The organism is Haloglomus litoreum (assembly GCF_029338515.1).
GTDB classification, from domain to species: Archaea; Halobacteriota; Halobacteria; order Halobacteriales; family Haloarculaceae; genus Haloglomus; species Haloglomus litoreum.
The window spans coordinates 2,291,790-2,318,312 of sequence record NZ_CP119988.1 but is presented as its reverse complement, the minus strand read 5'-3'; the positions used below and the strand labels follow the sequence as shown (position 1 = coordinate 2,318,312).

The window sequence follows — 26,523 nt, the reverse complement described above, 5'->3', positions numbered from 1 at the left end:
CATGCGAGACGGTGGTCTCGGGAGCGTCGCCACGTTCGTCCGGACGCCACGGGCCTGGCTCGGATCGCTCGCGGTGACCGACCTCCTGCGCCTCCTCCCGGACGGGGCGGCCCCGGAGTGGGTGCTGGCCTCGGTCTCCATCGGTGCGGGTCTCGTCCCCGGCGTCGCGACACCGGTCACGGTGTGCCTGTTCGCTGGCGCCATCTACACCTTCGTCCCGCGGTTCTACCCGGAGCGGATGGGGCTCCCCGACGAGGCCAGGGGGTTCCGGCTGCTCGCGACCGCGGTGGCGCTGTCGGTCGCGCTGCTGGTGGCAGCCGCGGAGGGGGTCACCGACCTGGGGTGGGGCCTCGGCGTCGGTGGACTGGTGTTCCTCGGCGGTATCGCGGGGATGCTCGGCTACCTCGCGTGGGTCCACGACTGGCGGCTGCTCGATGCCGAACGGCCGCCCGTCCAGCCCGTCGCGGGGCTCGCACGCGAGGAGTACGGGGCGGTCGAGGCCGAGATCAGCGACGACCTGCGCCGCGACGGGGTCGTGGGCGCGCTCGGGGCGTTCTTCTGGCTGCTGGCCCTCGGGCTTGTCGTCGTCATCCCCGCCGCCATCGCGGGGTTCGTGACGAACGTGCTGTATAACGCCTATCCGCTGCCCGAACTCCTCGTCCTGGGCTGGGTCGCACTCGGTGTCGTCGGACGCTTCTTCCCCGACGTTCACACGCCGACGTTGGCGTCCTTGGACCTGGAGGACCGGCTCTACGGGACCGTGAAACACGCGACCCGGACGCTGAAGGGGATGATGCTGACGCTGTTCGCCGTCTGCGGGCTCTTCGGCGGCGCGGGCTACGTCCTCATCGGGGTCCGGCTCCTCGCCGCGGCGCCGACACCGGCGCAGTTCCTGACCGCACCCGCCCTCGCGGTCGCGCTGCTGGCGTTCATCACCGCGCCGCTCGTGGCCGGCGGCTACCTCATCTGGTGCTGGCTCCGCCAGTTCCGGCGCGTCCAGCCGTTCCTCGACCGGTGGATCGGTGACGACGCTCCCGATACCGCGCCGGCACGACCGGTCGGGCAGACAGCGCCACCGACACTGCTGGTCCTCGTCGTCGCGACCCTCCTCGGTGGACTGGGCGACCACCCGCTCGTGGTACCGGCCGCCGCCGTCATCGTCCCGGTGGGGATGCTCGGGCTGGTCGCCATCGTGCTCAGAACGCGCCAGCTCCCGGAGACACCGCTGGGTCGGGAGGGGGGCGCCGTCACTGCCGGCCTGGTCGTCCAGTCCATCGGACTCGTGCTCGCCGGGAGCGCCGAGCAGCTCTGGCCGGCCCTCGTCGAGGGTCGCCTGCCACCCGCGCTGCTGGACCCCCAGCTGCTCGTCATCCTGGCGCTCGTGCCCGCAGTCGGGGTCTGGCCCGACGTGGACCGGTACCACGACGGCACCGAGGGCTGGCGGCGCTACCTCCGCTCGGCGTTCGCCTGTGGGTTCGGCCTCTGCTTCGGTTCGGTCGGCGTGCTCCTCGGCGGCGGCCTGGGACTCGCGCTCACGGCCATCGGGACCGTGGCGTTCCTCGGTGGCGTGGCGCTGACCGTGACGACGTACTACGGGGTGTGACCGTGCTCGTAACTGGCTAGGCGCCTGTCGGTCCTCGCGGGGCAGCCATCGCGGACCGCCGCCCCACGGAAACACTTAGGTCGGTCTCAACGGACCTTCCGGGCGTACACCTCCACCGATGGCACAGGACTCCGTCGTCTCGCTGTTCGTCCCGGTTCTGGTGCTCATCGTCCTGGAGATCAGCCAGTCCGCGCGCGAGTTCGAACTGGACCGGATCGCCAGGAGCGAGCAGGAGCCGTTCTTCTACAGCGTGTTCTACCTTCTGGACCGCTCCTCGCAGGAGGCGATACGGATCCCCCAGCTCGGCCCGTTCAACTTCATCCACGGGATGAACCTCGGGCTGCTCTACCTCGGGTACCTGCTCATCCTCACCGCGGGGAGCGGCCTCACGAAGTACATCACCTGTGTCATCGTCGGCCTCTTCTGGGTCCTGTTCCCGATGGTCGAGGTGGACGAGTACGTCCAGATAATGGACGACCCGGCCGTCCAGCCACGCTCGTTCCTCGTCCACGCGCTCGTGACGGCTGCCGCCGCGGGCACCATGTTCGGCATCGACGAGTTCGTCGTGCCCATCGGTGCCATCACCCCGCTCTCGCCGGTCTTCTTCGCGACCGCGGTGCTCGTGGTGGGGCTCTACTACGCGAGTCTGCTGGGGTTCCTCAGCCTGCTTCAGCACGAGCTTCAGGAGGCCGAATCTAGCCTGTGAACCGGCCGAACACGCTCCGCAGCCGGTACTGGATGTACTCGGAGAACGTGTCGAACTCCTCGGAGATGACCCTCGTTATCCAGCGCCGTAACACCGTGTAGATGCCCGCCACGAACAGCAGCGCCAGGACGGGAAGCGTGTACCCGCCCGGGAGGAGGTACACCGCGAACCCGCCCGCGACGACGGCCATCCCCAGGTCGGGAAGGGAGCCGTCGTAGATGAGTCGCCGGGGCGTGAGCCATCGGCCGGAGACGTGGTCGTAGACGGCCCGGTCGTCGGTCTCGCGCCACGGCCGCATCTCCTTGCCGCCCCCGAGGGTGTCCATCAGACTGTGGAGGCTCGCCGCGAGCAGGAAGACGAAGGCGGCGAGCGTCACCGGTGCGGGCTCCAGCGCCGCGATACCCCCCGTGACGAGTGCCAGCAGACTGAACACCACCGGGAAGTGCAGCGTCTTCCGGTGGACGAACAGCATATCCAGATCCGGGAAGAAGCCGCCGAGCCCGCCGGCGGTTACGGCTACGGCGGTGGCTCCGGGCAGGGCGCCGGCGGCGATGGCCCCCAGGAGGATCCCGACCAGGACGTGCGTGAAGACCATCACGATGAGCGGCCGTTGGGTGTCGGGGGTGATAAATCGCGTAGTGAATGCTGGCGGAGCGGGGCCCCCGGACGGCCCTGTCGCACGGGTTTTGTGTGTGCGGATCGACGGGGGGGACGATGCCCGACGGGTCCGACGACCGGTGCTCGTTCAGCTTCGACCCGGCTTCATGGCAGGAACGGACCGGCCTGCGGAGCCCGCTCTACCGCGACCTGCTGGACGAGGACGAGGCGTGGCGCTGTCACCGTGACACCCACGGGGAGACCGACCGCTGCCTCTTCCACCTGCCACCCGCCGAGACGGACGACGACGCGGTCCGCGAGGCCTTCCTGGATGCCATCGACCGCTCCGGGGAACGTCCCAAGCGGTTCGTCGGCGCGCGCTTCGGGACGCTCGACCTCGACCACGAGATCGTCGCCTGTGCCGACAACCACGAGATCGACCTCCGGCACGCCGTCTTCGAGGGTGAGACGACGTGGAGATACGCCATCGTCCGCCAGCCGATAACGGTCGCCGGAGCGACCTTCCACGAGCGCCCAGTGTTCACCGAGGCGACCTTCGAGGGGCCGGTCTCGCTCGACAGGGCCACCTTCGAGACGGCGGCCCGGTTCATCGAGGCCGACTTCTCGAAGAGCGTCACCGGACACCACGCCAGGTTCACCGAGGGGAACTTCCACAACGTCCGGTTCGGCGGGCTGGCCGATTTCACCGGGGCACGCTTCGCGGACGCACAGTTCCGCGAGACCGAGTTCGATGCGGTCGCACGGTTCAACGGGACGACCTTCGAGGAGGTCTCCTTCGCGGGCGCCGAGTTCGGCGACCGCGTCTACTTCGACGCGGCGACGCTGCCGGAGACGGTCGGGATGGAGGCCGCACGCTTCGCGGACGTGGCGTCGTTCGAGGACCTCGACCTGCAGGCCGACCACTGTCGTATCGACTGCACCCGGACCACGATTCCGGCGGGCCGACTCTACCTGCCCGCGGACGGCACGCTCGTCTACGACCTGGCCGAGGCCGAAATCGGCGCGGTCTCGCTCACCGACGGGCGTCCGCCCTCGGACCTGTTCGACCACTACCGCTTCCTCGACACGGCGTTCTCGGGGTTCGACTTCGGCCGCTACCGCGAGGTGCTGCACGAGGCGAACTGGCGCCTCCACGAGGTCCGGGAGGTGCCCGGCCACGAGTGGGCCGACCCGTCGCTCGGGGAACTGGAGAACACGTACCTCAAGGCCAAGAACGGGGCCAACGCCATCGGTGACACGAAGGCTGCCGCCGAGTTCTTCCGGCGCGAGATGCTCTACCGGCGCGACCAGTACCTCCCCACGGCCCGGGACGGGACCGAACCGGTCCGGCGGCGGGCGCGAGCCGCCGGCCGGTGGACGGCGAACACGCTGTTGAACCTCACCGCGGGGTACGGCGAGCGGCCGTCCCGGGTCATCGCGGTCTCGATGGCGACGATACTCTGCTTCAGCGGCGTGTTCGCGCTCGTCCAGCCGGACCCGCTGTACGGGACCCCGGTCGGCTACCTCGTCCTGAGCTTCCAGTCGTTCATCACGCTCGTCCTGGGCGGGGCCGCGGACGTCGGGGGACCCTGGATACGGCTGCTCGCACAGGTCGAGGGGTTCGTCGGCGCGTTCCTCATCGCCCTGTTCGTCTTCACGCTGACGCGGTCGATCCACCGATAGCCGGCCGGTCGGCCGAGGGTCCTGAGGTCGGCACTCGATAGCGGCCCTTCCGCTCGGCTCAGAGCCCCTCGCGCAACCAGTCCGGCATCCCCGGCCGGTCCAGTTCCCGGACCACGTCCGGAATCTTGTGTCGGAACGCACGGAGCGCGTTCTCGCCCTGCTCTGTCAACTCGACCTCCTTGCTGCGCCCGGCCTCGCGCACGGTGACGTGCCCCTCGTCCGTGAGGCGGCCGAGGGCGACGCTGTCGAGGGTCCGGTAGGCGGATTTGCGGTCGTTCGCGTCGAGGTCGTCGAACCCGGCGGCGGTGTCCGTGTGTGCGACTCCGTCCGCGTTCTCGACGATGCGGGCACCGACGGCGAGCGACCGGTCGAGCGCGAGCTCCAGCCCGACGAGGCGGTCGATGAGCCGTCGCTTCGTCGGCGCCTTCAGGTCGTCGTCCTCGACGGCGACGACCGCCAGCGTCGCCACCTGGCTCCGGGTCAGCGAATCGACGGGGTAGGTCGCGACCGGCCGCCCTCCCCCCGAGCCGGATGTGGGCTGTGCCGCGTCACGGGGCTCCTCGACCGTCGCGTCCCCGGCGGCGTGGTACGGCGTCGCGTCGGTCGCCACGTCCATGCACCCCAGGGCCGCGCCGATGGCGGCCAGCCGCGTGCCCGTCGAGACGTTGACGTACACCTCGTCGTCGGCGTGCCGGGCGGCGAGCGTGGTGACGAGCCCGAAGACGGCGTACACGTCGAACTGGTCGACCGGGTGGACGCTCACGTCGACGCCGGCCGTCCGGAGTTCCCCGGCGACGGTATCGAGCGCGGACGAGCCACCCGCTTCGGTTCCGCTCGTCTCCCTCCGGTCGGAGTCCCCGCCGGTAGCGTCCCGGGCGTCGGGGGAACCGTCACCCCCATCGTGCGGGAGGAGGTGGACGCGGTCGGCACGCTCGGCCAGGAGTGGTTCGAGCGCCCGCCGACGCTCGTCACGGAGCGGGACGACGTGGACCCGTTCGGGATGCATCGGGTGAACGACCGTCGCGGGCCCCCGAATGTGTTTCCCCCACGTCGGGCCGAACCGCTGCGCCCGGGAGTCGAGAGAGGATGGAGGCCGCCGGACGTGGCCTGGGCGGAACGGGGCCAGGCCGGCTCGAGCGGACGCGGCCGAGGGCCGGCTGTCGGCGGGGTGAGCGGCGAACGACAGGGTCGAGTACGCAGCGGGGGCGCCGGCTCGCCCGGCGCGGTGCATCCCCAGCGGGCTGTCGGTCCCCGAACGGGACCGCCCCCCACGCCCGCTTCGTGGTGGATGCGAGCCGAGTGCGACCCCGCCATCCGAACGGAGGGGCCGAGGGGACCCGAGTACTGCCCCGTGACAATCGTGACAGCCACCGAGCCACGAGCCGACGAGCGGGACCCGTTCCGGTCTGCTGACTGCTGCCCGGCAGAGGCCACACCCCCGGAAACGTTTACTCGTGCCGCTCACACACGGTCGCACATGTCCGACGACGCTGGGGGGCTCGTGGGGGTACTGCTACCGGTCGACCGGGGGGTCTCGCTCCGGGTCTCGCTGTTCGCGGTGGCCCTCTTCCTGCTGGGGCTGGTCGCGCAGGGGTTCATCTGGCTGACCGTGGCGCTCCTCGACATCGGGGGGATGGCGGCCATCGGCCGCCTGGTCGTACTGGTGCTCTGTGGTGCCGCCATCGTCGGCGCCGCGGTCAACGGCTACGCCAACGACGACCTGCTTGTGAGCGCCGCCATGGCGCTGGCACCGGTCGCCGGCCTCGCGGGGTTCAGCGTCCCCGTGACGGTGCTGGGCTCCGTCCCCGGGCTCCCGGCCGCTGGTCGGACGGTACTGCTCTGGGGTGGCGTGACCGCAGTCCTCGGGTCGGTCGTCGGCCTGGCGTGCGTCTTCGCCGGCCGCCGGTTCGGCGGGAATCGGTCCTCCTCGCCACCACCCCTCGACTGACCGGGCCGCGAACTGGAGACGCCGCGCACCCGGGTCCACTCCGTGATAGTGCCCGTGAACGCTGTGGTACACACCTGGCTACCAGCCCGTAGATAGTGCCATGCTCTCACGCACCACACGTTCGAATGGACCCCCGGATACCCGTTGTCGTAGTGTCATACGCAGCTGACAGGGGGTCCGAATCGAACCACGACCATGGTCTCACAGGATACACGCAAGGAACTGGAGGAATCACTCGGTCGGGTCCCGAGCTTCGTGGAGGCGCTGGCGCCGGCCGCCGCCGACCACAGCTGGGGCATCATGCGGGACCTCGAACTGGGCGAGACGGAGCTCTCGCACCGGGAGAAGGCGCTCGTCGCTATCGGGGCCGCCTCGGCCATGCAGTGTCAGTACTGCATCCACTTCCACCGCGAGGAGGCGCGGCTCCACGGGGTCTCGGACGACGAGGTCGGCGAGGCCGCGAACGTCGCCGCCACGGTCCGGTACTTCTCGTCGGTGCTTCACGGCGCGGAGATGGATCTGGACGAGTTCGAGGCCGAGACGGCCGCCATCATGGACCACGTGCGGACCCACCAGCAGCCAGCCGACGACTGAGGGCTCACCGCCCGTCGCCAGCCGTCGTCCCGTCGGGGACCACACGCTGGCGGTGTCGACCGACCGCATCGTCGACGACGCACCGTCGCGGGTGCGTCGTCACTGCTCGGGGTGGAGGACCATCGTCCGGTCGGACCGCACGGTGACCGACAGGCCGAGGTAGGAGAACGTCACCTCGACCGGGCTGTCCCCCTTCTCGTCCCCGGTGAGGAGCGTGTCCAGCGCGTCGGTGTCGATGGACTCGTGCAGCGACGGGAGGGAGGTCTCCTTCCGGTTCGTCGCGGCCGCGACCCGCTCGATGACTGCCGTCGTGGGGTAGGTGTAGTCGCGCCAGTTCGTCCGGATGGCCTCGCTCACCTGCTCGTTCCTGCTACCCTCGTCGTATCGAATCATGGTCGTATCACCCCGGACCCAGCCAAGACGGCCTCCCGTGGGTGCTTCCAGGTGAGTCTTCGTCCTGCGGTGGGATAGCAGGGACCATGAATCTTTTGTGAATTTGCGATTCAGGTCCTCGAACCCGGCGTTTCGGGCGTGTTGACGGGAGGCGACGGAGCTGACGAGGACGGCAAGGCGCACCTTACCCTGTCGGAGGGCCGGTACGGGGAACCTGTCGGAATGCCCGATGGGATGGACGGTCCTGCGGTATCATATCGTCGGGAGGTCGTCCCACGACTGATGCACATCCACGTCGCCACGTACGACAGCAGCTCCGATCTCGAGGGGCTCGAGTTCGCCCTCGATGTCGCGTCGGTCACCGGTGGGGACCTCAGGGTCGTCCACGTCCTGCGACCCCCCGACGACGCGGACACCACGGGTCGGGACGCACCCGCCAGGGATTCCGACCCGGCGGCGCCGGAGGCGGGGCCGCCCGATACGAGCCGCCCGAACCAGGCCGGGGCCACGGACGACAGCGGCTCCGGGCTGCGGATGGTCCCGGCCCGGGACCGTGACGCCGTGGCCGCGAGCGAGCGGATCCTCTCCGACGCGAGCCGGCTGGCCACCGACAGCGGTATCCCGGTCGAGACGGAGCTCCTCTTCGGTGACCCCGTCGAGGCCATCGTCTCGTTCGCGACTGCCGACGAGGCCAGCCTCATCGTCGTGGAACGACCGCGAGCGAGCAGACGGGACGATGCCCGCGGGATCGCGGACGAGGTCATGCGACGGGCCCCGATGCCGGTCGTGGTGGTCCCCGCCTGAGGGCCGTGCGGCCCGGAGTGACTGGACGCTCGTCGAGGCGCGTGGGACGTGACGTCCCCGCACGGTCTCACCGCGTGAGACTCGGTACCAGCTATATCCTCCCCCCTCGCCTCGGAGTCGGTGGTTGATTACAGATGCTGGACCCGGACCCGGAAGCGGAGCAGCCGTACAGGCGGTCTCGATGGCGGGGGCCGTGTTTCCGAGACCGAGCGGACGCTGGGAGGAGACTGGCAGCCGCCATCCCACCCGAACGAGTCCGTCCGGACGTGGTCGTGGCGCCCTCCCGGTCGAGCGTCCCGGTCGCCAGGGCGGTCGCGGACGAGTTCGGTGTCTCGCTGGAGGTCATCATCGTCCGGTGTATCTCCCCCCCAGGGGACGCGACGATGCCGATCGCAGCGGTGACCGAGGACGGGACCGAGTGGCTCGACGAGGCTCGCGCCCCGCGGTTCACGGCCGCCGCCGAGTACCTCCGGCGGGAGCTCGCCCGTGAGCGACGCGCCGCCCGGCAGGAGGCCGTCCGGGTCAGAGGGGACCGCGACTCGATGGACCCGGCGGGACGCTCCGTGCTCGTCGTAACCGACGGTATCGACTACCCGGCGTCGGTCGCCGCGGTCATCCGGCAGCTGCGGGCGGGCGGTGCTCGCGAGGTGACGGTCGGGACTCCCGTCGTGGCACCCGACTGCCGTGATGAGGTCCGCGCACTCGCCGACGACCTGTATCCCGTCGTGGAGCCCGCGCTGTTCGTCACGCTGGAACAGTTCTACGGCGCGCGCGACGAGGGGTCCGGACCCGTGGTCGCCCCGGCAGCCCAAGAGCCCGTCCGTCCCCGGTGAGTCCCACGGGCCGACGCCGTATCTCGCTGCTGCGGCTCGCCGGCGGACAGGCACGGGCGAGACCTGCGGTGCCCGGCGCGGCTTCGGTCGACCGGTAGGAACGCCGTACCACCCCTGGTAGGACGGCCATAACAATGCCGGCTCCGGGCGGTGCTGGACGTACGGGCGTGCACGGCCTCGCACCCGTGCCCCGGACAGCACCCATGAGTACGCAGGAACGCTCCCCGGAGCCGGGGCCAGACGACGGGAGAATCACGCTTCGGAGCTGCATCGTCGAGCGGGACGACGGTCCGGACGAGTGTACGCTGTTCCCCCACTCCGTGGACACCACGGACGAGCGGATGTCGGCCTGGATCTCGGCGCGAGGGGACGCGTTCGTGGACTGTCGGACGATGCTGTAGCAGCTATCTGTTCCGGTCCCGGACTGTGACTCCGTGCGATTCTGCCTCTGGGTCCGGGTGTCGCTGCGCTCGGCCGTGGTGCCTCAGTTCTCCGACGACTCGTCTTCGTCGCGTCGCCGCCGACGGAGCAGGAGGAACGTTCCGAGAGCGATCCCGACGAGAGCGAGGCGGCGCTTGCGTTTCATCGTGTCTCCGCCGAGGTGTGGGACCGAAATCAGTATACGCCGGCTACCGGCGGGAGCGCCACGACCGGACGGGCTGGCGCCCATGGGGACGGTCCACCGCTATCCACCCCGTGTTCCGGAACGCATCCGCTCCGACCCAGGGCAGAGCCCTGCGGTATCTCGGTGCTACCCCGGTGTAACGGGGAATTGAGTCGGATGTACGGTCGACAGGCTGATGTACGCTACTGGCCTCCGCGAGCGCATGCCCGCGATACTGCTTGCCACGGATGGGAGCGAGGACGCCCACCGGGCAGCCGAGTACGCCATCGAGCTGGCACGGGAGCGCGATGCGGTGCTCCACGTGCTCTGTGTGGTCGACCGGCGGACACTGGACGAGCCGGCGCTGGGCTCCGAGGAACTGGCGACCATCCTGGTCGAGGACAGCTGCCGGACGGCCATCGAGACGATCAGGGACATGGCCAGCCGGGCGGGGGTCGCGATGGAGTGGCGCTCGGAGCACGGCCTCCCGCACCAGTCGATCCACGAACACGCCCGCGACATCGACGCCGACCAGATCGTGGTCGGCCATCACGGGAGCCAGGGGGAGCATCTCGGTGGGGTACGCCGCCGACTGATCGAGCTGACCGACCGGGAGGTGGTGATCCCACCTGCCTTCGAGAGCGACACACAGTGAGGCGGCCCGGGACGGTCGGCGGTGTGACCGTTCGGTACCGGACGGTGCTTCGACGGGCACCCGATGCCGCATCGGCTGCTCGATTCTACATCGGATACCGGCTGTCGGCCTGCTCGGCGATCGAGAAGTAATGGAGCCGGGCGAGGGGGGGATTCAACCCGACTCCGGACACCCACGACCCGGCTCTCCGGAGCCGGACAGTGGGGGTGTGGGGTTTGGGGGGGTGGGGAGCGACAGACCGCCTATCATGGGGGCTGTGTTCGTCCCCGTTTCACCGATGGGGACAGGCCTGCATAGTTATTGACTGGTTTTCGGCCGGTACGTGTGGATTATCCGTTCCTCACGGCCGCTACTGCCGTCCACCGGAGGCCGTCCCCGGTACGAGCTGGTCGATGACGTCCTCGGGGTGGTCGGCCTCGAGGGGCCCATCCAGATCGTATCCGGATTCGAGCCTGCTCAGCCGGTCCTCGACGGTTCGGACCCGCTCCCCGACGGTGCAGGGGGCGACGTGAACCAGTTCGTCCCCGTCGAACTCCGCGAGCGCGCAGACCGGCAGGTCGACCACCGTGTACTCCTCGCCGGTGAACTCCGAGGAGGTGGTGGAGAACTCGAAGCACGGCTCGAGTGTCGCGTCGTTCCGCTCGGCCCACTCCCGGAAGCGGCCGAGCCGGTTCATGAACCGGCGACCGGGCTCGGTCCTGGCCGTGGCCCCCGAGAGGACGACCTCCCGGCCCCACACCTCCACCTCCGCCTGGTCCACGATGTCGCTGGCCTCGAGCCTGTGGAGACGATCCGAGAGGTCGCGCTGGGCCTGGAAGACGGATGGGTGGCCGAGCGAGCGGACCCACAGTTCGACGGTCGACGGTTCCCCCTGATGGCCCTCCGGCTGGGGTCTCATGCAGCAGCCTCGCGCCGGGTCGGCTATAGCAATAGAGAAGCTACCCGTTGGCGGGTTCGCCGCCGGTCAGCTTACCGGCGGAACCGCCGCCAGATAGGGCTGGAGTGAACCCCCCGTTCATCCCGGTGAAGCCACCGCGTTCCGGCAGCCCCTCCCGGTAGGCCGGCTATAACGAAACCAGGGGCGTCCGTAGCGACCGGTCATCCGCCGGTACACATGAAGGACCTCTTCCCAACCGATTCGCAGTCGAACTCAGTCATGCAGTCCCTCCGACACCCACCCGGTGACCTGCTTGCGGCGACCGTTCTCACGGCGGTCGCTGCCGGAATCGTACTCGCGGTCCCACCCCAGTCCGCCGGCCTCAGACTCCTCTCGGGCACCGTCCTGCTCGTGTTCCTGCCCGGGTACGCGCTCGTCGCGGCCGCGTTCCCCGGGTGGCGCGCCGTGCCGGTCGGCGGGGTCGGAACCCACGGGGACGACCGGAGACGGGCGTCCATCCGTGAGCTCGCCGAACGGCTCGCCCTCTCGGTCGGGGCCGGCGTGGCGGTGGTGCCGCTGCTCGCGCTCGCGCTCGACGTGCTCGGTATCGGGCTCGGGCTGGTCCCTGCGGTCGTCGGCCTCTCGACCGTCGTCCTGGTGGGGCTCGCGCTCGCCGTCGCCAGGCGCTGGGCGCTCCCGGCCCCGGACCGATTCCGGGCGGGGATCTGGGCCTGGCTCGGGACGCTTCGTCCGTCGGCGTCGGAGTCACGGGCCTCGGTCGCACTGAACGTGCTGCTGGCCCTCTCGGTCGTCGCGGCCCTCGCGAGCCTCGGTGGCGCCCTCGCGTTCCCCATCGACGGCGAGCGCTACACCGACTTCGCCCTCAGGACCGAGGGGGCGGACGGTGGACTGGTCGCCGGCGGCTATCCCGAGGAGCTCGCCCTCGGCGCGAACGAGACCCTGATCGCCACGGTCGAGAACCACGAACGCGCCCGGGCGAACTACACGGTGGTCGTCCAGCTCCAGCGCGTCCGCCGCGACGGCGACGGGATCCGGGTGATCGAGCGGCGGGAGCTCACCCGGGCCACGCAGTCGCTGGCCCCGGGCGAGCGCTGGCGCCACGAACACACCATCCGCGCCGAGGGGACGGACATGGCCGGGCCCAACCGCCGGCTGACGTACCTGCTCTACCGGGAGTCGGCGCCGACGGAGCCGCGGGTCAGCACAGCGTACCGGTCCCTCCGGCTCTGGGTCGATGTCGTCGGCTGACACTCGACGAGCCCTCGGATGGAGGCCCGGCTCCGACCGGGCGGAGCGTCAGGGTGACTTCGGCGGGGTTGGGTTCGGGCACGAAGTGTGGGTCCGGTCGAGATGCATCTCGGGCGCGAGGGGAAGCGGTGGCGGCTGCGGTGACCGGACCGGCCTGACAGCGGAACCGTCACCGGGGGGACAGGGGTGGTTGGATGTGGTCCGGTTCTGACCAGTGCGTCATCGACCTGGACCCGCATCCGCCAGGGGGGTCGACCACGCATCGAGTAATGGTAACGAGCCACTTACCGCGGACAGCCCTGGGCTACGCCACCACGGGATCGGCAGGGTTCCCCCGGTCGCCCGTCCAGGTCCGGTGCGAGCCCCGCTCTGACGGCCGGACGGGGAGCCGGCGTCGGAGAGATGGATTGTCGGTTCCGTGTCGGTTCCTCGTCGGATATCGTGCGACGGCAGGGCTGGCAACCGACGCATAACAAAGCCCGAACCACAGGAAGCCGGGGATACCGTGGCGTCAGATTCACACAGCAGACCGGAGCCGGAAGCGGGCCGCATCGGCCGGAACTGTCGGATCGCTCCGAACGTGGTACTGGGCGGTGAACAGGCGGGCAGCGGGGGAGACGTCATCATCGGTGACGGCGCGACCATCAGGTCCGGCTCGATCATCTACGGTGATGTCCGGGCCGGGGACGACCTCTCGACGGGCCACAACGTCCTCATCCGCGAGGGCACCCGCATCGGCGACGACGTGCTCGTCGGAACCGACACCGTCATCGACGGTGACACCCGCATCGGGAGCGACGTCAGCCTCCAGACCGGCGTGTACATCCCGAAGGGGACGACGGTCGGGGATCGGGTGTTCATGGGCCCACGGGCGACGCTGACGAACGACCCCTACCCCCTGCGGACGGCAGCCGACCTCGATGGACCGACCCTCTACGCGGACGTCTCCATCGGCGCGAACGCGACGCTCCTCCCCGGTGTCACCATCGGCCGGGGGGCGTTCGTCGCTGCGGGTGCCGTGGTCACGGAGGACGTCCCGGCGGAGACGCTCGCCGTCGGGTCACCGGCCCGCCACCAGCCGCTCCCATCGGAACTCGAGGGGTCGAACCAGCCATGAGCCAGCCAGCGACCGAGGAGCGGATCCCCCTGGCGGCGCCGGATCTCGGGACATCGGCCCGCCGCAACGCGGGGAACGTGCTTTCGAGCGGGCAGCTCGCGGAGGGGCCGCAGGTGGCGGCGTTCGAGTCGGCCTTCGCCGACTTCTGTGGCACCGACCACGCCGTCGCGACCAGCAACGGGACCACGGCGCTCCACACCGCGCTCGAGGCGCTCGGGCTCGGCGCGGGAGACACGGTCCTGACGACGCCGTTCTCCTTCGTCGCGACCGCCAACGCCATCCGGTTCGCGGGCGCCACGCCGGCCTTCGCGGACGTGGACCCGACGACGCTGAACCTGGACCCGACGGCCGCCGAGCGTCGACTGCGCGAGGGGGACGTGGACGCCATGATCGTGGTCCACCTGTACGGGCTCCCGGCGGAGATGGACCGGTTCGCCGCGCTCGCCCAGCGGTACGACGTCGCCCTGATCGAGGACTGTGCGCAGGCACACGGCGCGACCTTCGACGGCAAGCATGTCGGTGCCATCGGGGACGCCGGCTGTTTCTCCTTCTACCCCACGAAGAACATGACGACCGGCGAGGGCGGGATGGTCGTCACGGACCGCGAGTCGGTCGCCGAGCGCGCCCGCCGGTTCATCGACCACGGCCGGACGGGGCGGTACGAGCACGCCGAGCTGGGCCACAACTTCCGGATGACGGACATGGCGGCGGCCATCGGCCGCGCACAGCTCGACCGCCTGCCGTCGTTCGTCGCCACCAGACGCCGGAACGCCGACAGACTCGACGATGGCCTCGACCCGACGCCGCTGGCGCTCCCGGTCCCCGTCGACGGCGCCAGGCACGCGTACAACCAGTACACCGTTCGGGCACGGCGCATCGATCGGGACGACCTCCGGGCGGCGCTGGACGATGCGGGCATCGACACGGGCATCTACTACCCGACGCCCATCCACCAGCAGCCGGCCTACGCCGGGCATCGGGAGTCCTACCCGATCTCCGAGCGGGCCGCGACGGAGGTACTGTCGCTCCCGGTCCACCCCGGGCTCAGCGACGCCGACGTCGACCGCATCGTGGCGGCCGTCCGCGAGGTGACACGTGATGCGTGAGATGTGCGCGAAGGAGGTGTCCCGCGATGGCTGACCCGGTGCTCCGGGCCGGGGTACTGGGCGTCGGCACCATGGGCCGACATCACGCCCGTATCTACCGGGAGCTGCCCGGCGCCGAGCTGGTGGGCGTAGGCGACGCCGACGAGACCCGGGCCGCGTCCGTCGCGGACGAGTACGGGACCGAGCCGATGGCCCAGGCCGACCTGCTGGCCGACGTCGACGTGGTGTCCATCGCGGTCCCGACCCGCTTCCACGACGACCTCGTCGAGGCTGCCATCGACCGTGGCGTCCACGTCCTCGTCGAGAAGCCGTTCGTCGAGGACCCCCTGCGGGGGCGCGACCTGATCCGCCGGGCCCGCGAGCGCGGGGTGACGCTCGCGGTCGGCCACGTCGAACGGTACAACCCCGCCGTCCGGGCGCTCGACGAAATCGTCCCCGAACTCGATATCATCGCCATCGAGACCAACCGGCTCGGCCCACCGCTGGACCGGGACATCCACGAGGACGTGGTGCTGGACCTGATGATCCACGACATCGACGTGATCCTGTCGCTTCTCGACGCCAAGCTGACGGACCTGTCGGCCCGCGGGACCCAGGATGGGCAGTACGTTACCGCCACGCTGGAGTTCGGCGACGGGACCGTCGCGAGCCTGACCGCGAGCCGGGTCACCCAGGAGAAGATCCGCACGCTGTCGATCACCGCCCGCGAGTGCAAGGTCAACGTGGACTACGGCGACCGGACCGTGGACATCCACCGCCACTCCCTCCCGGAGTACGTCGTCTCTGACGGCGACGTGCGGTACCGCCACGAGAGCATCGTCGAGCGGCCGACCGTCGACAACGGCGAGCCGCTGAAGGCCGAACTGGAGTCGTTCCTCGCGGCGGTGCGTGACGGGACCCGGCCGCTGGTCGACGGCGAGGCTGGCCTCCGGGCGCTGGAACTGGCCCGGACGATCAGTGCCACGGCTGCAGGTGAGCCGACCTCGGAGGGGCCACAATGAGCTCGCTGTTCCGTGAGGGACCGTCCGACTCGACGCGCGACGACCGGCTCGCGACCGGCGAGGTGCCGGTCGCGGTGTACGGGCTGGGGAAGATGGGCCTGCCGCTCGCGGCCGCGCTCGCGGACGCGACCGGCAACGTCACCGGCGTCGACGTGGACGAGTCCGTGGTCGAGGCGGTGAACGCCGGCGACTGTCCGGTCGGGAACGAGCCGGGGCTGCCGGCGCTCGTCGCCGAGACCGTCGCCGACGGCTCGTTGACCGCGACGACCGAGGGCGAGGCCGCCGCGGCCGCCGCGGCCGTCCACGTCATCATCGTGCCGACCACGCTCCACGAGGACGGCGTGCCGGACCTCTCGACGCTCCGGGCGGTCCTCGGGACCGTGGGTGCCGGGCTCTCCCCGGACGACCTGGTGCTGGTCGAGTCGACCGTCCCACCCCGGACCTGCGAGGACGTGGTCGTCCCGTTGCTGTCGCAGGCGTCCGGGCTCGCCCCCGACGCGTTCGGCGTGGCGTTCTGCCCGGAACGGACCGCCAGCGGCCGCGCCCTGACCGACATCCGGGGCGCCTATCCCAAGGTCGTCGGCGGCGTCGACCCGGCGAGCACGCGGGCCGCCGCCCGGCTGTACGAGCACCTCACCGACAACGAGGTGGTGACGGTCGCCGACGCGACGACCGCCGAGGCGGTCAAGGTCTTCGAGGGGATCTACCGGGACGTCAACATCGCGCTCGCCAACGAGCTGGCGCGGTTCGCCGACGACCTCGCCATCGACACCCGGGAGGCCATCGAGGTCGCCAACACGCAGCCGTACTGCGACCTGCACGACCCCGGTATCGGCGTCGGCGGGCACTGCATCCCCTACTACCCGGAGTTCCTGGCCTCGACGTTCGGCCGCGAGGCACCGCTCATCCGGACCGCCCGGGATGTCAACGACGGGATGCCCCTGCTGGCGGTCCGAGAACTGGGCGCCGCACTCGCCGAGCGCGGCATCCCGCTCGCCGGAGCGGACATCCTGTTGCTGGGGCTGGCCTACCGCCCCGGCGTCGCCGAGACGCGGAAGTCGCCGGCCCGACCGGTGGCCGAGCGACTGGTCGACCTCGGCGCCTCCGTGTCGGCCGTCGACCCCGTGCTGGAGGACGCCGATGGGTTCCCGGTCGACCTGCTGCCGCTGGGCGCGGTCGGCGAGGGCTCGTTCGACGGAGTGGTGCTGGTGACCGCCCACGAGGCGTTCGACGACATCGACTGGACGGCGGTCGGTGACACGGTCGTCGTCGACGGCAGGGGAGTGCTGGACGCCGACCGCATCCCTGGACCGCTCCGGACCATCGGAGACGGACGCGCGCGGTGACGGGGCGCACACTGCCCGGCGGACGGCCGAGGCTCGTCGCGGGCAGTGTGGCCACCGTTTCGACTCCGTCTGGACGCCCTCGGGCGAATCCCCTCCGCAGTAGGTTCGCTTTACCCGGCTGGGAAGCCAGGACATAACAATCCACACGCTGGCCCAGCCTCTCTCTATGACAAACTCTGTCAGGGAGGTGGCGGTATGGGTCGCGTGGTGATCTCGGTCGACGCCGAGCTGGGCTGGGGATTCCACGACCGGAGTGCCCCCCCGGAGCGTCGGATCTCGGCCGCGCGGGACGGGTGGGCGACCCTCGTCGAGCTGTTCGACGAGTACGAGGTGCCCGCGACCTGGGCCGTCGTCGGCCACCTCCTCCGCGAGGACTGCGAGCCGTGGGACGACCTCGAACCCTGTCCCTGCGTGCAGTCGCCCGTCCTCGCGGAGCGCGCGCGCCGGTACGCGCCGGAGCTCGTCACTGCGGTCCGCGACGCGGACGCCGACCACGAACTGGCGTGTCACTCATTCTCCCACCCGGGGTTCGACGACATCACCAAGGAGCGCGCGCGGTCGGAGGTGGTGCGGAGCATCGCCGCGGCGCGCGCTCACGACATCACGCTCCGGTCGTTCGTCTTCCCGCGGAACCGGGTGGGCCATCGGGACGTCCTCGCCGAGCAGGGGTTCACCGCCTACCGCGGCGTCGGCCCAGCTCGCGGTGGCTCGCGGCTCCGCCGACTCCTCCAGACGACGACCGGCCGCTGGACGCCGCCACTGGTATCGCCCACCGTCGACGAGTACGGGCTGGTCGACCTCCCCGACTCGCTGTACCTGTTCCGGTTCGAGGGGTGGCCGCGCTCGGTCGTCGAGTCCGTCAGCGAGGACCCTGTCGTCCGGCTGTTCCGGCGTGGTGTCGACGCCGCCGCCGAGTCCGACGGCGTGTTCCACTGCTGGCTCCATCCCAACAACGTGGTCGCCGACCGCGATGTGAGACGGCTGCGCGAGATACTGTCCGTTCTGGACTCGCGTCGCGACGAGGTCACACTCTCGACGATGCACGAGGTGGCCGAACGAGCATCCGCTCCGGAGACCCGGCCCGTGGCCGATGCGGAGGTCGGTGAATCATGACCTCGTCCGGACAACCACCTGAGGGGGGGACCAGCCAGGTCGTCGACCGCCCCGGCCACAGCGGGGGAAGTCCATGAGCCCACCGGCGGCCTCGACCGGGTCCACGGAGACCGGGGAGACCGGGGAGACCGAGCCGGCCGGGTCGACGGACACGGGACCGGCCGACCTCCCGCTCGACCAGGTGTTCGACGTGCTGCGGAACGAGCGACGGCGGCTGGTCCTCCGGTACCTGGAGGAGTCGGAGGGGCCACACACCATCGGCGAACTCGCCGAGCACATCGCCGCACACGAGAACGACAAGCCCATCGCGCAGCTCTCCTCCGACGAGCGCAAGCGGGCCTACGTCGGCCTCTACCAGTGCCACCTCCCGAAGATGGACTCGATGGGGATCGTCCAGTTCAACAAGGACCGTGGGCGCATCGCGCTGGGCCCGAACCACACGCTGGTCGAGCCGTACCTCGACCTCGGCGAGCAACCGACCGTGGCCGCCGAGGACCGCTGGCCACGACGGTACCTGTCGCTCTCGGCGGTCGGCGGGGGCGTCGTCCTGCTGTCGGCCGCCGGCAACCAGACGGTCACCTGGCTGGCCGCTGCACTCGTGGTCGTGCTGTTCACGGCCGTGAGCAGCTACCACTGGATGCTCGACAGGTCCGAGGAGGACGACGACGGGCCAGTCCTGGCCGACTCGCTCGCCAGGCTGCTCCGGCGCTCGGATGCGGACCCAGTGGCCGACTAGGCAGCGGGGCCCACTCTTCCCGGAGGCGGAACCCACGTACCTGGTGCGGGAGGTCGGCTGCCCGGCCCGGGAGCCAGGACGGTCGACACGGTTCCCCGGCAGGTCAGGCCAGGTTCTCCTTCTCGATGGTGTCCCAGGTGGCGCGACCCTGGTCGGTGACGCCGTAGACCCGGCCCTTCTGACGGCTCTCCGACACCAGAAGGTCGACCAGTCCGTGGTCGCGGAGTTCCTGGAGTGCGCGGGAGGCGTGGGCGATAGAGCACTCCCCCTCGCGGGCGATCTGCGAGGGGGTGGCGGGGCTCTCCGCGAGCCGGCGCAGCGCCAGTACTCGGTACCGCGAGCTGATCACGTAACTGACCTCGTCCCAGTCGTTCATACTTGTCTTTCGGAGTGTCCGTGGCCGGTCGTCTGTCTCCCAGGGCCTCTTCGGTCGATGGTCGGTGCCAGCGGGTCGCCGTGGCCGACTTCGGGGGACCGATGCGTGACGGATCGGCCCCGGATGTCTGCATGGTGCCTGCCAGTTGGCCACTCAAGTCCCTTTCGTCCGTTTCGACCGGTATCCCCGGCGAGAACGCCGGTAAGCCGGGCATAGGGGTGGCTCATCGGAACGACCGCTCGGAGATCTCCTCGGGTGTCGGGCGGTCCCGGTACCGTCGGTACAGCAGCTGGGCGACACCGGAGATGGCGAAGGCCACGGTCACGGCGATGCCGACCGCCAGTGGCCCGAGGGGGCCGAGGTCGGTGAACACCGCGAGGAGCAGCAGTCCGCCGCTCGCGAGCGCCAGCCCGAGGTAGTGGTAGTGCCAGGGGTAGCCCCCGGTGTCGTCCGTCGTGAGATAGCTGTCCATCCGCCGTGCCCGGTCGGTCAGCTGGACCTCGCTGGTGTCCTCGTCGTACTCGATGACGCCGGCCTCGGCCAGCTTCGGGACGTGGGTCTGGTACAGCGAGACGTAGACACGCTTTCGCTGCTGGCGCGAGAGCTCCTCCGCGGGGATGTCGTACTCGAGGCTCGCGATCTCCTCCGCCAGCTCGGTGACCGTCGAGCTGCCGCCGTGCTCCCGGAGGTAGTACAGCGCCATCCGGCGTCGGGGGCTGCTCAACAGATCGAATATCAGGTCCGGCGACAGGTCCTGATCCGTACTCGCGCCCGAGCTCATTGTGCCAACTCACCGCCTACCCGCTGCACCCGCACCGGGTCGGTACCTGTCTGGACATCGGGATATCATGTGTGTCCAGCAGACTCCGTAACGGCTTAGTTACGGTCGGAATATCCCCGCTAACCACGGCATACTCCCGATTCAGCGAGATATCGTGGATGAAACGTCGACACCACTATCCGCCCGGCTTCCCAGGTACGCTCAACCCCGTGGGGCGACCGGGGGTGACCGGGGGCCCCACGACTGCCACTATGATTAGCGAACTCGACGAGAGCCCGGACGAGGGGACCGGCGACCCGCCGACCGATGAGACGGCGCAGGCCCGACCGAGCGCGACCCCTGGGGGGGGAGCTCGGCCGTCGCTCGACGGGATGTTCGGCGTCCTGCGCAACGACCGCCGCCGCGCGGTCCTCCGGTACCTGGACAGCCGGGCGGCGCCGGTGGAGATCGGTGCCGTCGCCGAACACATCGCGGCGCTGGAGAACGAGAAACCGCCCGAACTGCTCCACTCGCTCGAGCGCAAACGGGTGTACGTCGCGCTCTACCAGTTCCACCTCCCCAAGATGGCCGATGCCGGCGTCATCGAGTTCGCGAAGGACCGCGGCCGGATCACGCCCGGGCCGGACTTCGAACGGGTGCGGCGCTACCTCGACGGCCACCACACCGGGCAGGACGACTGGCCCTACCGCTACCTGTTGACCGGCGTCGGACTGCTCGCGGTCATCACGCTGACGTGGCTGACGGGAACACTGGCGATGGCCACGACGGCCGTGGTCGGGGGGACGCTCCTGCTCTCCCTCTACAGTGCTGTCAACTGGCTGGAACACGTGCTGACCTGCCGCCACCCACCCGGAGATCGCTAAGCGCGACGCCCGCGTGCGACGGCGGCTATCCCAGGCGGAAGCTCCGGCTCTGCTCCCGGGGCGGCCCTCAGGTCCACTCCGACCGTGCCTCTCCGAGGCAGATGGTCCCGCTCACGACGAGCAGTACCGCGAGCCCGAACGTCGCGGTCGGAACACCACTCACGGTCTCGGCGGCCAGGCTCAGTCCGAGCAATCCGGCCGCGAGCACGGTGGTGCCGACCCATCGGTACATCCCCGACCCCTCCTCCGACGTGGGGGACGGCTCCGGGTCCGCGGGCGTCAGGAAGCGGTCGAGCAGGTCCGCGTGCTCCCCCGGGGCGACGAGGCCACGGTCCTTGTTGAACACCACGACATCGGCATCGTGCATCTTCGGGAGGTGACACTGGTAAAGCCCGACGTACACCCGTTTGCGTTCCTCGGAGGTGATCTCCTCGATCGGCTTGCTGTTCTCCCAGGCCGCGATGCGCTCGGAGAGTTCGCCGGTGGTCAGGTCGCCGGTCGCCGCCGACAGCTCCTCCAGCACTCGGCGCCGACGCCCGTTCTTGAGTATCTCGAAGGCGATGTCGAGCGACAGCGGCTCGGTGTCCGTGGCCGCGTCGCTCCCACGGCCCGCGCCCGAGGGCCCCCCCGAGCTGCCCTCGGTCCCGGACTCGAGACCCAGACTCTCGAGGACGGCTGTGGCGTCCCCCGCGCGGTCGTTCCGGCCCTCCGCTGGCTTCCGGCTCGCGTCCGTGTGGACCCCGATGGCACCTGCGAGCCGATCCGGTATGTCAGCCATCGGCCCCGCCCCGGTCCCCACGACGGTCAATCCCCCTACTCCCCATACGACGTGTCGGATTCCTGTAGCGGCGATGCATAGTATCACCCTGTCATGTCACACGACCGTACCGTTTCCGTAGGTTTCGCGCAAGGACTCAGCACCGTCGGCCTTATATACGTTGTGGCCAGTCTTGTTCCGCACCATCGGTATCGGAAATATTGACACCTCTCGGTAACAGAATGTGAATTCAGGGCCCGGAGAAGACCGGAACTATCCATCCAGATGCCCATCCCGTCGTACGGATTTCGGGCGTCCGGTCCGGTACGCGAGGCCCCGGCCAGAGGTAATAGATACTTGTTACTTCATCCGGGATCCGTGACAGAGATGGGATGGTGTGTCCCGGAGCGGGGACGTGGGCTCCGGGATGGGCCACCGTGAAGTCGGCCCACTTCCACCAGGCCGGAGGCGGCCGGGTCACGCTCGCGACGGCGGGTAGCCCCCGTTTAACTATGTCCCGGCGACCCTTCCCCCGCGCCATGACCAGCGAGACAGGGAGCGGGGGCGTGGTCGACCGCACTGGCACCCAGGGCCTCCCGCCAGCCCTGGCCGACCGACTCCCGCGAGGGCTCCGTTCGGACGAGCAGTACCGGGCGGTCCTCCTGACGCTCGTCGAGTTCGACGGGGCGTGTTCGCTGTCCTCGCTGACGCGGGCGCTGGTCGAGGAGCGCGGGTGGCCACGCGACCCCGGAACCAGCGGGGACCCCTACCGGGCGACCCATCTCGCACTCGTCCGCCAGTACGTCCCCGTCCTGGCCACCTTCGACGCGCTCGACTACGACGATGAGCTCGGCCGCGTCTCGCTCCCCGGGGTGGCGTCCACCTCGGGTGGGGCCGAGGGCGGAGAGGTCTGACGCCTGGCCGTCGCGGTAATCGGTATATAACTAATCTCACACGACTGCTAGCCGACTATGCACACGAGGCCGGGATCTGCCCGGGTCACCGCCCTCGTGGGCTCACACAGCTCGCTGGGATTGCTCCCTATGCATCCCATTCTTTGGTACCTGAGACCGTCCGTACAGGGTGACCGCTGCGCCGGCCAACCGCTACGATGCGGCGAGGCTCGCCCATCGGCGACTGGCCCCCACGTTCCGACGGCCGGAGGCCGCCCTGCCCGGCCGAGACGGCCGACGGGCCCGTGATCCGACCACCGTAGTCGGACGGTACGGCCGGGCGGCTCCGTACAAGCTCAGCATAACAAAACGATAACCCGACCCATTCCGGCCAATGAGCTCGCTTACCGGAGTGCGTGTGCTCGACATGACGCGAGTACTCGGGGGGCCGTACTGCACGATGCTGCTGGCCGACATGGGAGCGGACGTTGTGAAGGTCGAACCTCCTGGCGGGGACCTGGTCCGCGACGTGCCGCCGTTCCTCGGCGAGGACGACCCGTACGGCGGCTACTTCCAGAGCATCAACCGGGGCAAGCGGAGCCTGGAGCTCGACCTCCAGTCCGACGCCGACCGCGAGGCGTTCCTCGACCTGGTCGACCGCGCGGACGTGCTGGTCGAGAACTTCCGCGCCGGGACGATGACCTCGCTCGGCCTGGGATACGAGCGCCTCCGCGAGCGCAACCCCGGCCTGGTGTACGCCGCCATCCGTGGCTTCGGCGACCCACGGACCGGCGCGACGGCCCGCCAGGAGATGCCCGCCTACGACCTCATCGTGCAGGCGCTGTCGGGCGTCATGCAGGTGAACGGGCAGCCCGACGACCCGCCGACGAAGGTCGGACTGGGCATCGGCGACATCTTCACCGGCGCACTCAGCGCGGTCGGCATCCTGGGGGCGCTGCACCACCGCGAGCGGACCGGCGAGGGGCAGTTCGTCGACACCGCGATGTACGACAGCATGATCAGCCTCTGCGAGCGGACCGTCTACCAGCACTCCTACACCGGCGAGGTGCCGGGGCGACGGGGGAATGCACATCCGACCCTCTTCCCGTACGACGGGTTCGAGACCGTCGACGGCCAGGTCGTCATCGCGGCCATCGGCGACAACCACTGGTCGGCACTGTGCGACGCCATCGGCCGCCCGGAGTGGACCGCCACCTACCCCGACAGCCAGGCCCGCCTGGCCGCCCGTGACCGCATCCGACCGGTCATCGCCGACTGGACCCGCAGCCGGACGAGCGAGCAGGTCTGTGGGGCGCTGGGCTCGGATGTCCCCTGCGCGCCGGTCCGTGACGTGGCCGAGGTGTTCGCCGACCGGATGGTCCACGACCGCGAGATGCTCCACGAGGTGACCCAGCCCGGCAGCGACCGGCGTGTCCAGGTCGCCGGGTCCCCCATCAAGATGACCGAGACCCCGCCGGCACCGGGGGAGCGGGCACCCGTCCTCGACGAACACCGCGAGGAGGTCGGGCCATGGACCGAGGGCTCGATGCCCGACGGTGCTGCCACGGACCCCACGACCGGGAGCCGTGGCGAATCCCCGGCGGTGGGCGGCGGCAATCCCGCCGCTGGAGACCAGGGTGGGGCGGTCGACGACCGCGTCGGGGGTGGCGAGGACTGATGCCCGTCTCGACCCACGGGCAGGACACCTCCGGCTACGAGGTGCGGCCCTTCGACCTCGAGGCGGGTGACCGTGCGGGGTTCCTCGACCTGTACGGGGAGGTGTTCGGCGGCGGGAGCCGGGCGTGGTTCGACTGGAAGTACGTCTCGGACCCGTACACGGCGCACGTCCCCATCGTCGTCGCGACCCACCGGGGAACTGTGGTCGGCGCGAAGGCCGCCATGCCGTTCGAACTCTCCGCCGGCGGGGCGGGCGAGCCGCTCCCGGCGCTCCAGCCCTGCGATACGATGGTCCACCCCGACCACCGGCGGCAGGGGCTCTACTCCCGGATGACGGAGCTGATGGTCGAGCGCTACGCCGACCGGGAGACCGCCCTGCTGTTCAACTTCCCCAACAGCGCGACGCTGGCCGGCAGCCTCAAGCACGGGTGGAAGACCGTCCGCCGGGTCCCGACGCACTACCGGATCCAGCGGGCCGGCGCGTTCCTCGACGCCGGCCGTGGCCTCGGCCGGCTGGCCGACGCCGCGGCGAGTGTCACCCTGCGTGCCCGGGACGCGTTCGCCAGCGCACCCCCCGACGACGTGACCGTCGACTCGCACGGGGCGCCACCGGTCGGGGTGCTCGCGTCGATCGCCGCCCGTGCTCCCCCGGCCCGGCTCCACGCGCACCGGGACGAGCGGTTCTACGCCTGGCGGCTCCACAACCCGACCCGGGAGTACACCACGTACGTCGCGCGCCGTGGTGGGAGGCCACGGGCGGCTGCCGTCGTGGGGACGGACCCCGAGGAGCCCACGCGTGCGGCAGAAGTGGTCGAGCTGTCCCCACTGACGGTGGCCGACCGCGAGACGGGCGTGCTCCGTGGACTGCTCCGGGCCGTGGTCCGCGACCACGCCGACGCCGACGTGGTCGCCATCTCCGGGCTGGGGCTCCCGGGGGGCCTGCTCCGGGAGCTGGGCTTCCTGTCGGACCTGTTCCCGCCGCTCTCGGCGGTCTCGGACCCGAGCACGCTCGTCGCGTATCCGCTGACCGACCACCCTGCCCTCGGGGCCGTCCACGACCGCGATGGCTGGGCGTTGCGCGGACTCGAGCAGGACACCCGGTGACCATGGGCCGGACGCTCCCGCGGACGGTCGTGGTCCACGAGGCACCCGGAGCCGGCCGACTGGCCGCGGCCATCGAGGAGCGGCTCCCCGATATCCGGGTCGGGACCCTGCAGCCCGACGACCTGGAGCCGACCGACCTCGACGACGTGCGCGTCCTCGTCACGTTCGAGCCGCCCCGAGACCTGGGCGTCCCCGAGGTCTCGCCGCGGTGGATCCACGCCCTCACCGCGGGTGTGGACGGGTACGACATCGGCGGACTGCGCGAGCGGGGGGTGGTCCTCACCAATGCGTCGGGGGTCGGGGCCGAGCCCGTCGCCGAGCAGGTGCTCGGGTACCTGCTGACGTTCGAACGGCGCCTCCATCGGGCGGTCCGCCAGCAGGTCGAGGGGGAGTGGGACTGGTTCGGGGGGCGCGAGCTCCGGGACGAGACCGTCGGCATCGTCGGCGTCGGCGCCATCGGCGGCCGCGTGGCCGAACTCCTCGATGCCGTCGGCGCCGAGACGCTCGGGCTCAGCCGCCACCCGGCGTCGATGCACCCGGCCGTCGACGAGGCGTACGGCACCGGGGACCTGACGACCCTGCTCGAGCGGTCGGACTACGTGGTCCTGACCTGTCCGCTGACCGACGAGACCCGGGGACTCGTGGGGGCCTCGGAACTCGCGAGGATGCGCGACCACGCCGTCCTCGTGAACGTCGGCCGCGGCGGCCTCGTCGACCAAGACGCACTCGTCGCGGCGCTCCGCGAGGGGACCATCCGCGGCGCGGCCCTCGACGTGTTCGAGCGCGAGCCGCTCCCGACGGACTCCCCGCTCTGGGAGCGCTCCGATGTCGTCCTCACGCCGCACAACGCGGGCTCGACCCCCAACTACTGGCGGCGCAACGCCGACCTGTTCGCGCGGAACTACCGCCGGTTCGTCGCGGGCGACCTGGACGACCTCGTCAACCGCGTGGTCTGAACGCGCGCCTGGCGGCTCGTCGGGCCTGGTGGCCCAGCACAGTGCCGCGAGCGAGCCAGGGGGGCACCTGTTGGCCGCGGTAGCCGCCGCCTACCAGCTCTCCACGCTGGGTTCGCCGGGCATAACGAAGG

28 protein-coding genes are annotated in these 26,523 nt (G+C 70.5%); 21 read left to right on the top strand and 7 right to left on the bottom strand.

What is annotated here, in order from left to right:
* The first annotated feature begins 1 nt into the window (after window position 1).
* Together P2T62_RS11510 and P2T62_RS11505 are read left to right on the top strand one after the other, a co-directional pair.
* A complete protein-coding gene (locus P2T62_RS11510; protein WP_276261540.1) occupies window positions 2-1,603 on the top strand; it encodes a hypothetical protein in 1,602 nt (533 codons plus the stop codon).
* A gap of 118 nt (window positions 1,604-1,721) precedes the next feature.
* A complete protein-coding gene (locus P2T62_RS11505; RefSeq protein ID WP_276261539.1) occupies window positions 1,722-2,309 on the top strand; it encodes a hypothetical protein in 588 nt (195 codons plus the stop codon).
* Here the strand turns inward: P2T62_RS11505 and P2T62_RS11500 are convergent.
* On the bottom strand, window positions 2,299-2,904 hold the full coding sequence (locus P2T62_RS11500) for a metal-dependent hydrolase (protein WP_276261538.1): 606 nt from the start codon (window positions 2,902-2,904) through the stop codon (window positions 2,299-2,301). The genes P2T62_RS11505 and P2T62_RS11500 overlap by 11 nt on opposite strands.
* A 119-nt stretch (window positions 2,905-3,023) precedes the next feature.
* Here P2T62_RS11500 and P2T62_RS11495 point away from each other — a divergent pair, with 119 nt between their 5' ends.
* The gene (locus tag P2T62_RS11495; RefSeq protein ID WP_276261537.1) at window positions 3,024-4,589 is read left to right on the top strand and encodes a pentapeptide repeat-containing protein; all 1,566 of its coding nucleotides are present in this window, start codon (window positions 3,024-3,026) and stop codon (window positions 4,587-4,589) included.
* Between the two features lie 58 nt (window positions 4,590-4,647).
* Here P2T62_RS11495 and P2T62_RS11490 read toward each other — a convergent pair whose 3' ends face one another.
* Complete coding sequence (locus tag P2T62_RS11490) at window positions 4,648-5,595, bottom strand: HFX_2341 family transcriptional regulator domain-containing protein (protein ID WP_276261536.1); 948 nt, start codon at window positions 5,593-5,595, stop codon at window positions 4,648-4,650.
* A 471-nt stretch (window positions 5,596-6,066) separates the two neighbouring features.
* Between P2T62_RS11490 and P2T62_RS11485 the strand changes: the two genes are divergently transcribed.
* Window positions 6,067-6,537, top strand: coding sequence for a hypothetical protein (locus P2T62_RS11485; protein WP_276261535.1), 471 nt, complete (start codon window positions 6,067-6,069; stop codon window positions 6,535-6,537).
* A 195-nt stretch (window positions 6,538-6,732) separates the two neighbouring features.
* Window positions 6,733-7,131 (top strand): carboxymuconolactone decarboxylase family protein, encoded by a 399-nt coding sequence (locus P2T62_RS11480; protein ID WP_276261534.1) that lies wholly within the window; start codon window positions 6,733-6,735, stop codon window positions 7,129-7,131.
* A 99-nt stretch (window positions 7,132-7,230) separates the two neighbouring features.
* On the opposite strand, the gene P2T62_RS11475 is transcribed toward P2T62_RS11480, so the two are convergent.
* A complete protein-coding gene (locus tag P2T62_RS11475; protein WP_276261533.1) occupies window positions 7,231-7,524 on the bottom strand; it encodes a HalOD1 output domain-containing protein in 294 nt (97 codons plus the stop codon).
* 282 nt (window positions 7,525-7,806) lie between these two features.
* Here P2T62_RS11475 and P2T62_RS11470 point away from each other — a divergent pair, with 282 nt between their 5' ends.
* The 4 genes from P2T62_RS11470 (at window position 7,807) to P2T62_RS11455 (ending at window position 10,420) form a co-directional block, all read left to right on the top strand.
* Entirely contained in the window at window positions 7,807-8,328 is a 522-nt protein-coding gene (locus P2T62_RS11470) for a universal stress protein (RefSeq protein WP_276261532.1), read from the top strand.
* A 134-nt stretch (window positions 8,329-8,462) separates the two neighbouring features.
* Complete coding sequence (locus tag P2T62_RS11465; RefSeq protein ID WP_276261531.1) at window positions 8,463-9,161, top strand: phosphoribosyltransferase family protein; 699 nt, start codon at window positions 8,463-8,465, stop codon at window positions 9,159-9,161.
* Window positions 9,162-9,364: 203 nt separating this feature from the next.
* Window positions 9,365-9,562 (top strand): DUF7511 domain-containing protein, encoded by a 198-nt coding sequence (locus tag P2T62_RS11460; RefSeq protein WP_276261530.1) that lies wholly within the window; start codon window positions 9,365-9,367, stop codon window positions 9,560-9,562.
* A gap of 426 nt (window positions 9,563-9,988) precedes the next feature.
* On the top strand, window positions 9,989-10,420 hold the full coding sequence (locus tag P2T62_RS11455; RefSeq protein ID WP_276261529.1) for a universal stress protein: 432 nt from the start codon (window positions 9,989-9,991) through the stop codon (window positions 10,418-10,420).
* A 349-nt stretch (window positions 10,421-10,769) separates the two neighbouring features.
* Here the strand turns inward: P2T62_RS11455 and P2T62_RS11450 are convergent, their stop codons facing one another.
* Complete coding sequence (locus P2T62_RS11450; protein WP_276261528.1) at window positions 10,770-11,318, bottom strand: HTH domain-containing protein; 549 nt, start codon at window positions 11,316-11,318, stop codon at window positions 10,770-10,772.
* Between the two features lie 258 nt (window positions 11,319-11,576).
* Between P2T62_RS11450 and P2T62_RS11445 the strand changes: the two genes are divergently transcribed.
* The 7 genes from P2T62_RS11445 to P2T62_RS11415 all read left to right on the top strand — a co-directional run bounded on the left by P2T62_RS11445 (window position 11,577) and on the right by P2T62_RS11415 (window position 18,985).
* A complete protein-coding gene (locus P2T62_RS11445) occupies window positions 11,577-12,566 on the top strand; it encodes a DUF1616 domain-containing protein (protein WP_276261527.1) in 990 nt (329 codons plus the stop codon).
* Window positions 12,567-13,146: 580 nt separating this feature from the next.
* Entirely contained in the window at window positions 13,147-13,683 is a 537-nt protein-coding gene (locus P2T62_RS11440; RefSeq protein WP_276261526.1) for an acyltransferase, read from the top strand.
* Complete coding sequence (locus tag P2T62_RS11435; RefSeq protein ID WP_276261525.1) at window positions 13,680-14,789, top strand: DegT/DnrJ/EryC1/StrS family aminotransferase; 1,110 nt, start codon at window positions 13,680-13,682, stop codon at window positions 14,787-14,789. Before P2T62_RS11440 ends, P2T62_RS11435 begins: the two co-directional genes overlap by 4 nt.
* A gap of 26 nt (window positions 14,790-14,815) precedes the next feature.
* Window positions 14,816-15,790, top strand: a complete 975-nt coding sequence (locus P2T62_RS11430) for a Gfo/Idh/MocA family protein (protein ID WP_276261524.1) — start codon at window positions 14,816-14,818, stop codon at window positions 15,788-15,790.
* Window positions 15,787-17,136 (top strand): nucleotide sugar dehydrogenase, encoded by a 1,350-nt coding sequence (locus tag P2T62_RS11425; RefSeq protein WP_276261523.1) that lies wholly within the window; start codon window positions 15,787-15,789, stop codon window positions 17,134-17,136. The genes P2T62_RS11430 and P2T62_RS11425 overlap by 4 nt, the downstream gene beginning before the upstream one ends.
* A gap of 195 nt (window positions 17,137-17,331) precedes the next feature.
* Window positions 17,332-18,249, top strand: a complete 918-nt coding sequence (locus tag P2T62_RS11420) for a polysaccharide deacetylase family protein (protein ID WP_276261522.1) — start codon at window positions 17,332-17,334, stop codon at window positions 18,247-18,249.
* 73 nt (window positions 18,250-18,322) lie between these two features.
* Window positions 18,323-18,985 carry a DUF7344 domain-containing protein gene (locus P2T62_RS11415; protein WP_276261521.1) on the top strand — a complete coding sequence of 221 codons (663 nt, stop codon included), beginning with the start codon at window positions 18,323-18,325 and terminating at the stop codon, window positions 18,983-18,985.
* 103 nt (window positions 18,986-19,088) lie between these two features.
* On the opposite strand, the gene P2T62_RS11410 is transcribed toward P2T62_RS11415, so the two are convergent.
* Window positions 19,089-19,361, bottom strand: coding sequence for a winged helix-turn-helix domain-containing protein (locus P2T62_RS11410; protein ID WP_276261520.1), 273 nt, complete (start codon window positions 19,359-19,361; stop codon window positions 19,089-19,091).
* 223 nt (window positions 19,362-19,584) lie between these two features.
* Window positions 19,585-20,142 carry a DUF7344 domain-containing protein gene (locus P2T62_RS11405; RefSeq protein WP_276261519.1) on the bottom strand — a complete coding sequence of 186 codons (558 nt, stop codon included), beginning with the start codon at window positions 20,140-20,142 and terminating at the stop codon, window positions 19,585-19,587.
* 251 nt (window positions 20,143-20,393) lie between these two features.
* Here P2T62_RS11405 and P2T62_RS11400 point away from each other — a divergent pair, with 251 nt between their 5' ends.
* Window positions 20,394-21,005 (top strand): DUF7344 domain-containing protein, encoded by a 612-nt coding sequence (locus P2T62_RS11400; protein ID WP_276261518.1) that lies wholly within the window; start codon window positions 20,394-20,396, stop codon window positions 21,003-21,005.
* A 67-nt stretch (window positions 21,006-21,072) separates the two neighbouring features.
* Here the strand turns inward: P2T62_RS11400 and P2T62_RS11395 are convergent, their stop codons facing one another.
* Window positions 21,073-21,783: a DUF7344 domain-containing protein gene (locus P2T62_RS11395; RefSeq protein WP_276261517.1), complete on the bottom strand. Its 711-nt coding sequence runs from the start codon at window positions 21,781-21,783 to the stop codon at window positions 21,073-21,075.
* Between the two features lie 518 nt (window positions 21,784-22,301).
* Between P2T62_RS11395 and P2T62_RS11390 the strand changes: the two genes are divergently transcribed.
* The 4 genes from P2T62_RS11390 to P2T62_RS11375 all read left to right on the top strand — a co-directional run bounded on the left by P2T62_RS11390 (window position 22,302) and on the right by P2T62_RS11375 (window position 26,392).
* Entirely contained in the window at window positions 22,302-22,676 is a 375-nt protein-coding gene (locus tag P2T62_RS11390) for a hypothetical protein (RefSeq protein WP_276261516.1), read from the top strand.
* Between the two features lie 373 nt (window positions 22,677-23,049).
* Window positions 23,050-24,333 carry a CoA transferase gene (locus P2T62_RS11385; protein WP_276261515.1) on the top strand — a complete coding sequence of 428 codons (1,284 nt, stop codon included), beginning with the start codon at window positions 23,050-23,052 and terminating at the stop codon, window positions 24,331-24,333.
* Entirely contained in the window at window positions 24,333-25,436 is a 1,104-nt protein-coding gene (locus P2T62_RS11380; protein WP_276261514.1) for a GNAT family N-acetyltransferase, read from the top strand. Before P2T62_RS11385 ends, P2T62_RS11380 begins: the two co-directional genes overlap by 1 nt.
* A gap of 2 nt (window positions 25,437-25,438) precedes the next feature.
* The gene (locus tag P2T62_RS11375; protein WP_276261513.1) at window positions 25,439-26,392 is read left to right on the top strand and encodes a D-2-hydroxyacid dehydrogenase; all 954 of its coding nucleotides are present in this window, start codon (window positions 25,439-25,441) and stop codon (window positions 26,390-26,392) included.
* The last annotated feature ends 131 nt before the right edge of the window (window positions 26,393-26,523 follow it).

What these genes read in the sequence shown, in the direction of transcription:
- P2T62_RS11510 (WP_276261540.1), top strand. Translation starts at nt 2, where the DNA reads ATGCGAGACGGTGGTCTCGGGAGCGTCGCCACGTTCGTCCGGACGCCA.
- P2T62_RS11505 (WP_276261539.1), top strand. Translation starts at nt 1,722, where the DNA reads ATGGCACAGGACTCCGTCGTCTCGCTGTTCGTCCCGGTTCTGGTGCTC.
- P2T62_RS11500 (WP_276261538.1), bottom strand. Translation starts at nt 2,904, where the DNA reads ATGGTCTTCACGCACGTCCTGGTCGGGATCCTCCTGGGGGCCATCGCC.
- P2T62_RS11495 (WP_276261537.1), top strand. Translation starts at nt 3,024, where the DNA reads ATGCCCGACGGGTCCGACGACCGGTGCTCGTTCAGCTTCGACCCGGCT.
- P2T62_RS11490 (WP_276261536.1), bottom strand. Translation starts at nt 5,595, where the DNA reads ATGCATCCCGAACGGGTCCACGTCGTCCCGCTCCGTGACGAGCGTCGG.
- P2T62_RS11485 (WP_276261535.1), top strand. Translation starts at nt 6,067, where the DNA reads ATGTCCGACGACGCTGGGGGGCTCGTGGGGGTACTGCTACCGGTCGAC.
- P2T62_RS11480 (WP_276261534.1), top strand. Translation starts at nt 6,733, where the DNA reads ATGGTCTCACAGGATACACGCAAGGAACTGGAGGAATCACTCGGTCGG.
- P2T62_RS11475 (WP_276261533.1), bottom strand. Translation starts at nt 7,524, where the DNA reads ATGATTCGATACGACGAGGGTAGCAGGAACGAGCAGGTGAGCGAGGCC.
- P2T62_RS11470 (WP_276261532.1), top strand. Translation starts at nt 7,807, where the DNA reads ATGCACATCCACGTCGCCACGTACGACAGCAGCTCCGATCTCGAGGGG.
- P2T62_RS11465 (WP_276261531.1), top strand. Translation starts at nt 8,463, where the DNA reads ATGCTGGACCCGGACCCGGAAGCGGAGCAGCCGTACAGGCGGTCTCGA.
- P2T62_RS11460 (WP_276261530.1), top strand. Translation starts at nt 9,365, where the DNA reads ATGAGTACGCAGGAACGCTCCCCGGAGCCGGGGCCAGACGACGGGAGA.
- P2T62_RS11455 (WP_276261529.1), top strand. Translation starts at nt 9,989, where the DNA reads ATGCCCGCGATACTGCTTGCCACGGATGGGAGCGAGGACGCCCACCGG.
- P2T62_RS11450 (WP_276261528.1), bottom strand. Translation starts at nt 11,318, where the DNA reads ATGAGACCCCAGCCGGAGGGCCATCAGGGGGAACCGTCGACCGTCGAA.
- P2T62_RS11445 (WP_276261527.1), top strand. Translation starts at nt 11,577, where the DNA reads ATGCAGTCCCTCCGACACCCACCCGGTGACCTGCTTGCGGCGACCGTT.
- P2T62_RS11435 (WP_276261525.1), top strand. Translation starts at nt 13,680, where the DNA reads ATGAGCCAGCCAGCGACCGAGGAGCGGATCCCCCTGGCGGCGCCGGAT.
- P2T62_RS11430 (WP_276261524.1), top strand. Translation starts at nt 14,816, where the DNA reads ATGGCTGACCCGGTGCTCCGGGCCGGGGTACTGGGCGTCGGCACCATG.
- P2T62_RS11425 (WP_276261523.1), top strand. Translation starts at nt 15,787, where the DNA reads ATGAGCTCGCTGTTCCGTGAGGGACCGTCCGACTCGACGCGCGACGAC.
- P2T62_RS11420 (WP_276261522.1), top strand. Translation starts at nt 17,332, where the DNA reads ATGGGTCGCGTGGTGATCTCGGTCGACGCCGAGCTGGGCTGGGGATTC.
- P2T62_RS11415 (WP_276261521.1), top strand. Translation starts at nt 18,323, where the DNA reads ATGAGCCCACCGGCGGCCTCGACCGGGTCCACGGAGACCGGGGAGACC.
- P2T62_RS11410 (WP_276261520.1), bottom strand. Translation starts at nt 19,361, where the DNA reads ATGAACGACTGGGACGAGGTCAGTTACGTGATCAGCTCGCGGTACCGA.
- P2T62_RS11405 (WP_276261519.1), bottom strand. Translation starts at nt 20,142, where the DNA reads ATGAGCTCGGGCGCGAGTACGGATCAGGACCTGTCGCCGGACCTGATA.
- P2T62_RS11400 (WP_276261518.1), top strand. Translation starts at nt 20,394, where the DNA reads ATGATTAGCGAACTCGACGAGAGCCCGGACGAGGGGACCGGCGACCCG.
- P2T62_RS11395 (WP_276261517.1), bottom strand. Translation starts at nt 21,783, where the DNA reads ATGGCTGACATACCGGATCGGCTCGCAGGTGCCATCGGGGTCCACACG.
- P2T62_RS11390 (WP_276261516.1), top strand. Translation starts at nt 22,302, where the DNA reads ATGACCAGCGAGACAGGGAGCGGGGGCGTGGTCGACCGCACTGGCACC.
- P2T62_RS11385 (WP_276261515.1), top strand. Translation starts at nt 23,050, where the DNA reads ATGAGCTCGCTTACCGGAGTGCGTGTGCTCGACATGACGCGAGTACTC.
- P2T62_RS11380 (WP_276261514.1), top strand. Translation starts at nt 24,333, where the DNA reads ATGCCCGTCTCGACCCACGGGCAGGACACCTCCGGCTACGAGGTGCGG.
- P2T62_RS11375 (WP_276261513.1), top strand. Translation starts at nt 25,439, where the DNA reads ATGGGCCGGACGCTCCCGCGGACGGTCGTGGTCCACGAGGCACCCGGA.